General features: G+C 64.1%; 4 protein-coding genes, 1 pseudogene and 2 riboswitches. Of the genes and pseudogenes, 4 read left to right on the top strand and 1 reads right to left on the bottom strand.

Annotation, left to right across the window (positions count from 1 at the left end; all coding sequences use genetic code 11):
* Positions 1 to 139, top strand: a pseudogene (locus tag ACK543_RS06845) (IS630 family transposase); the annotation flags it as partial.
* Here ACK543_RS06845 and ACK543_RS06850 read toward each other — a convergent pair.
* The gene (locus ACK543_RS06850; protein WP_069105581.1) at positions 136 to 594 is read right to left on the bottom strand and encodes an Lrp/AsnC family transcriptional regulator; all 459 of its coding nucleotides are present in this window, start codon (positions 592 to 594) and stop codon (positions 136 to 138) included. The pseudogene ACK543_RS06845 and the gene ACK543_RS06850 sit on opposite strands and share 4 nt — an antisense overlap.
* Before the next feature lie 390 nt (positions 595 to 984).
* Positions 985 to 1,088: riboswitch (glycine riboswitch) on the top strand.
* A gap of 13 nt (positions 1,089 to 1,101) precedes the next feature.
* Positions 1,102 to 1,225, top strand: a riboswitch (glycine riboswitch).
* Positions 1,226 to 1,276: 51 nt separating this feature from the next.
* Between ACK543_RS06850 and gcvT the strand changes: the two genes are divergently transcribed.
* The 3 genes from gcvT to gcvP all read left to right on the top strand — a co-directional run bounded on the left by gcvT (position 1,277) and on the right by gcvP (position 5,864).
* Positions 1,277 to 2,413, top strand: a complete 1,137-nt coding sequence (gene gcvT, locus ACK543_RS06855) for a glycine cleavage system aminomethyltransferase GcvT (RefSeq protein WP_409942102.1) — start codon at positions 1,277 to 1,279, stop codon at positions 2,411 to 2,413.
* A 93-nt stretch (positions 2,414 to 2,506) separates the two neighbouring features.
* Positions 2,507 to 2,881: a glycine cleavage system protein GcvH gene (gcvH, locus tag ACK543_RS06860; RefSeq protein ID WP_409942103.1), complete on the top strand. Its 375-nt coding sequence runs from the start codon at positions 2,507 to 2,509 to the stop codon at positions 2,879 to 2,881.
* A gap of 91 nt (positions 2,882 to 2,972) precedes the next feature.
* Positions 2,973 to 5,864, top strand: coding sequence for an aminomethyl-transferring glycine dehydrogenase (gcvP, locus tag ACK543_RS06865; RefSeq protein ID WP_409942104.1), 2,892 nt, complete (start codon positions 2,973 to 2,975; stop codon positions 5,862 to 5,864).
* Positions 5,865 to 6,054: the final 190 nt, after the last annotated feature.

Raw genomic sequence — 6,054 nt, forward strand, 5'->3', positions numbered from 1 at the left:
GCAGCTTGTGCAGCGCATCGACCACTTCGTCGCCGCGCACAACACAAACTGCCAGCCCTTCACATGGACTGCCACCGCCGATTCGATCCTTGAAAAGCTGCATCGACTTTGCTCACGTATTTGCGGGACAGCACACTAGCCCGCAAAAAGGGGCAGATCCGCTTTCTTGAGCGTTCGCAGAACAAAGCTTGAGCGGCTGTGCCGGATGCCCTTGATCTTGTACAGCTTCTCACGCAGCAAGCGCTCGTAGTCGCGCGTGTCCTTGACCACGACCCGCAGCAGGTAGTCATAGTCACCTGAGACCAAGTGGGCCTCGATAACCTCGGGAATGCTGGCCAGAATCTCGCCGAATTTTTCCAGCGTGTTGTCCGAGTGGCTGTCCAGCGTGACCTGCACTAGCACCGTGTCGGCCAGATCCAGCGCCTGCGGGTTGATCCGTACCGTGTATCCCTGGATCACCCCCGCCTCTTCCATTTTCTTGATGCGGCCCCAGCAGGGCGAGGGGCTCAGGCCGACGGCCTGACCGATCTCCTGCAGGCTGGCCCGGGCGTTGGCTTGGAGTACAGCGAGAATTTTTCGATCAAGGCGATCCATCACTCTCATTATCCACCAAATCGCTAATTGACAGAAAATCCTTCTAAATTCCAAGGCTGCAGCGATGATTTCAGCAAAATCATCTGGAGTCTGCGCCGCATACTTCTCCCATCAAGGCGCTTTTACCGGAGCGCACGAACTGACAAGGCCCCGGCTGGTTACCGCCAGCACGGGGCCATTGGCATTTGAGGGGCTGCAGGCGGCGAGCGTCAGTCCGAGTGAGGCTGTTTGCGGCGTGCTGGGTGGCCCGGAGATCGCTGGCCCGATTCATCACGTACATGTTGCCGTCGGCAAGGGAGTTCCCTGCTGGCCAGCCGGACGCTCGTGACGTATGTTTCCATCGATTGCGCACTTTTTGCAGCGCGCCATTGACGCAAACTAGTTAGAATCTGGCCGTTCAGGAGAGAGTGTGCCGATCACGACATGGGTCGCGCCGCACCGCCGAAGGCGCAGGCAGCAGCCGAACGCTCAGGCAAAAGGACTGACAACCGCGCGCAGTGATGCGCGCGTTCCCTTGCTGGAGAGAGATGGCACCGCCCTGGCGCGGCTCCCATCCACCGAAGGAGCAAACTGCACGGCCAGCCAGGGCATTGCGGTGAATCTCTCAGGTAAACCGGACAGCGGGGCAAATACCGCGGCCTTCCATGAAGGCCGATGCCACCATTTGCCCGGAGCTCCCTTCATGTCATCCCCTGCTGCAGCCCCCCTGCTGACAACGCCTCTGAACGCGTTGCACATCGAACTGGGCGCGCGCATGGTGCCCTTTGCGGGCTATTCCATGCCCGTCCAATACCCCAGCGGCCTCATGGCCGAGCATGTGCACACGCGGCAGGCGGCAGGCCTGTTCGATGTCTCTCACATGGGCCAGCTCAAGCTGGTGGGGCCCGACGCTGCAGCGGCGTTCGAGACCCTGATGCCCGTGGATGTGATCGACCTGCCGGTGGGCAAGCAGCGCTACGGCCTGCTGCTGACGGACGAGGGCACCATCATCGACGACCTGATGTTCTTCAACCAGGGCAACGGTGAAATCTTCGTGATCGTCAACGGTGCCTGCAAAGTGGGCGACATCGCGCACATCACCGAGCGCATCGGACAACGCTGCCAGGTCATCCCCCTGCCCGACCACGCCCTGCTGGCGTTGCAGGGCCCCCAGGCCGTGACCGCGCTGGCGCGCCTGGCTCCCAGCGTGGCCAAGCTGGTGTTCATGACCGGCGGCAACTTCAGCATCGCAGGCTGCGACTGCTTCGTAACGCGCAGCGGCTACACCGGCGAAGACGGCTTCGAAATCTCGGTGCCTGCCGCGCAGGCCGACACGCTGGCCCGCGCGCTGCTGGCGCAACCTGAGGTCAAGCCCATCGGCCTGGGCGCGCGCAATTCGCTGCGCCTGGAGGCAGGCCTGTGCCTGTATGGCAACGATATCGACACCACCACGACACCCCCCGAGGCCGCACTGAACTGGGCCATCCAGAAGGTGCGGCGCACCGGCGGTGCGCGCGCGGGGGGCTTCCCGGGCGCAGACAAGGTGCTGGCGCAGATCGACAACCCCGCCAGCCTGTCACGCAAGCGCGTGGGCCTGGTGGCGCTGGAGCGCGTGCCCGTGCGCGACCACACCGAGCTGCAAAGCACCGACGGCCTCACGATCGGCGAAGTCACCAGCGGCCTGCTGGGCCCCACGGTGAACGAGCCCGTGGCCATGGGCTACGTGGCGCCAGCATTTGCCGCCATTGGTACGCGCGTGCATGCCATCGTGCGGGGCAAGCCGGTGCCCATGGAAGTGCGCGCGATGCCCTTTGTGCCCGCCAACTATTTCCGAGGCTGATGCCAGCCATGCGCGGCCATTGGACCAGCAGGCCCGCTACATTGCGCGGTGCAGTCTCTTACCCCTTCAACCACCCATTTTGAGGAGCCTCCCATGACCGTCAAATTCTCCAAAGACCACGAATGGATCAACGCCGCCGACCACAACGCGGCCATCGTCGGCATCACCGTGCACGCCCAGGACGCCCTGGGGGACGTGGTGTTTGTGGACCTGCCCGAAGTCGGCCAAACCTTTGCCCAGGGCGACGTGGCCGGCGTGGTCGAATCCGTCAAGGCCGCTGCCGATGTGTACATGCCCGTCTCCGGCGAGATCACCGAAGTGAATGAAGCCCTGCGCGCCGACCCCTCGCTGGCCAATACCGATCCGCTGAGCAGCGGCTGGTTCTTCAAGGTCAAGCTGTCCGATGCCGTCCAACTGGACGCGCTGCTGGACGAAGCCTCCTACACCGAATTTGCCAAGACCGCCTGATACGCCGGACGCGTTCGCGGGCCTGGCGTCGGGCCATGCCCGGACACCCTGACGCGGCCCCCACCCAACCCTGCCCTCACGAGACTGCCCCATGCTGATGCAATCCGCCACGCCTCTTGGCGCGCTTGAAAACGCCACCGAATTCCTGCCACGCCACATTGGTATCGATGCGGCCGATGAAGCGCACATGCTGTCCGTGATCGGCGAGGCCTCGCGCCGCGCGCTCATCGAAAGCATCGTGCCGCGCTCCATTGCGCGCAGCCGCGCAATGGATCTGCCGCTGCCCATTACCGAGGCCGCGGCGCTGGCAGAACTCAAGGCGATTGCATCCAAAAACAAGCTGCTCAAGAGCTTCATCGGCCAGGGCTACTACGGCACGCACACCCCCGGCGTCATCCTGCGCAACATCCTGGAAAACCCCGCCTGGTACACCGCCTACACGCCCTACCAGGCCGAAATCTCGCAGGGCCGCATGGAAGCGCTGGTCAACTTCCAGACCATGGTGTGCGACCTGACCGGCATGCCGATTGCCAACGCATCGATGCTGGACGAAGCAACCGCAGCGGCCGAGGCCATGACGCTGGCGATGCGCGCGGGAAAGTCCAAGTCCAACGTGTTCTTCGTGGACGATCAGGTGCTGCCGCAAACCCTGGAGGTGGTGCGCACGCGCGCCAAACCACTGGGGATTGAGGTGCGTCTTTGCAGCGGCCCAGAGGGGCTTGCACACGACAGCTTTGCGGTCTTGCTCCAGTACCCTGGGGTGACCGGCGAAGTGCGCGATCTGCGCGACTGGGTGACCCGGTACAAGGCCCGTGGGGCAAGCGTGATCGTCGCCGCCGATCTGCTGGCCCTTTCGCTGCTGACACCGCCCGGCGAGTGGGGAGCCGACATCGTGGTGGGCACCACCCAGCGCTTTGGCATGCCCATGGGCGCCGGTGGCCCGCACGCCGCCTACATGGCCTGCCGCGATGGCTTCAAGCGCAGCCTGCCTGGCCGCCTGGTGGGCGTGAGTGTGGACGCGCACGGCAACCCCGCCTACCGCCTGGCGCTGCAGACCCGCGAGCAGCACATCCGCCGCGAAAAGGCCACATCCAACATCTGCACGGCGCAGGTTCTGCCAGCCGTTATCGCCAGCATGTACGCCGTGTACCACGGCCCCGCAGGCATCCGCCGGATCGCGCAGCGCGTGGCCAGCTACACGGCCATCCTCACGCGTGGCCTGGAGCAGCTGGGCGCGCCGGTGCGCCCGCAGGCCTCCTTTGATACAGTGAGCCTGCACAGCGCAGATGCTACCAAATCAATAGCGGCAAAAGCAGTAGCGATGGGCGTAAACCTGCGAATTCATTCCAAAGACATCCTATGCATCTCACTGGACGAGACCACCACACGCACCGATGTGGAGCTGCTGTGGAAGATCTTCGCCAAGGATGGCCAGGCGCTGCCCACCTTCGACGCGTTTGAAAAGGGCATCGAGTCGCTCATCCCGGCCGAGCTGCGCCGGACCAGCGCGTACCTCACGCATCCGGTGTTCAACACGCACCATAGCGAAACCAGCATGCTGCGCTACATCCGCCAGCTGTCCGACAAAGACCTTGCGCTGGACCGCAGCATGATCCCGCTGGGCTCGTGCACCATGAAGCTCAACGCCACCAGCGAGATGATTCCCATCACCTGGCCCGAGTTTGCCAACATGCACCCCTTCGCCCCCGCCGACCAGCTGGCAGGCTACAAGGAGCTGGACGAACAGTTGCGCGCGTGGCTGTGCCAGGCCACGGGCTACGCGGGTATCAGCCTGCAGCCCAACGCGGGCAGCCAGGGTGAATACGCTGGCCTGCTGGCCATCAAGGGCTACCACGAATCGCGCGGCGAGGGCCACCGCAACATCTGCCTGATCCCCAGCAGCGCGCATGGCACCAACCCGGCCAGCGCGCAGATGGTAGGCATGCAGGTGGTGGTGACCAAGTGCGACGACAACGGCAATGTGGACATGGCCGACCTGAAGGCCAAGTGCGAGCAGCACAGCGCCAATCTGGCCGCCGTGATGATCACCTACCCCAGCACGCACGGCGTGTTTGAAACCAGCGTGAAGGAGCTGTGCGCGCTTGTGCACCAGCATGGCGGCCGCGTGTATGTGGATGGTGCCAACATGAACGCCCTGGTGGGCGTGGCAGCCCCCGGCGAGTTTGGCGGCGACGTGAGCCACCTGAACCTGCACAAGACCTTCTGCATCCCCCATGGCGGTGGCGGCCCCGGCGTGGGCCCTGTGTGCGTGGTCGAAGACCTGGTGCCTTTCCTGCCCGGCCATGCCACGGCGGGTGTGGCGGGTGGCGTGGGCGCGGTCAGCGCTGCGCCGCTGGGCAACGCAGCCGTGCTGCCCATCAGCTGGATGTACTGCCGCATGATGGGCGCCGAGGGTCTGCAGTCCGCTACCGAAGTGGCCATCCTGTCGGCCAACTACATCAGTGTGCGGCTGAAGGAGCACTACCCCACGCTGTACGCCTCTGAAGGCAAGGACGGCAAGCCGGGCCATGTGGCCCACGAATGCATCCTGGACTTGCGCCAGCTCAAGGACACCAGCGGCGTAATGGCCGAAGACGTGGCCAAGCGCCTGATCGACTACGGCTTCCATGCACCCACGCTCAGCTTCCCTGTGCCCAACACGCTCATGGTGGAGCCCACCGAGAGCGAAACCCTGCACGAGCTGGACCGCTTTATCGACGCGATGATCGCTATCCGCGAAGAGATCCGCCAGATCGAATCCGGCGCATGGCCACAGGACAGCAACCCGCTGAAGAACGCACCGCACACGGCAGAAAGCCTGCTCTCGGGCGACTGGACGCGCCCCTACAGCCGCGAGGCCGCCGCCTACCCCGTGCCCGCCCTGCGCAAGGGCAAGTACTGGGCGCCCGTGGGCCGTGTGGACAACGTCTGGGGCGACCGCAATCTGTCGTGCAGCTGCATACCCGTGTCTGACTACGCATAGAATCCCCCGAAAAAACAAAGGCCCTACTAACGGGCCTTTGTTATATTAAACCTGAATCCGTGACCCCAATCCCCCGGGTTCCGTAATCGCACAGAAACCGGGCAGAGAAACCCCGATATTCACCCCCAGTCCGGCCATTTCAACGCAACAAACCCGACCGGCACCCCAGATATACGCTCATCATGCCCTG

It is taken from the genome of Acidovorax sp. (genome assembly GCF_046341535.1).
Taxonomy (GTDB): Bacteria; Pseudomonadota; Gammaproteobacteria; order Burkholderiales; family Burkholderiaceae_C; genus Acidovorax.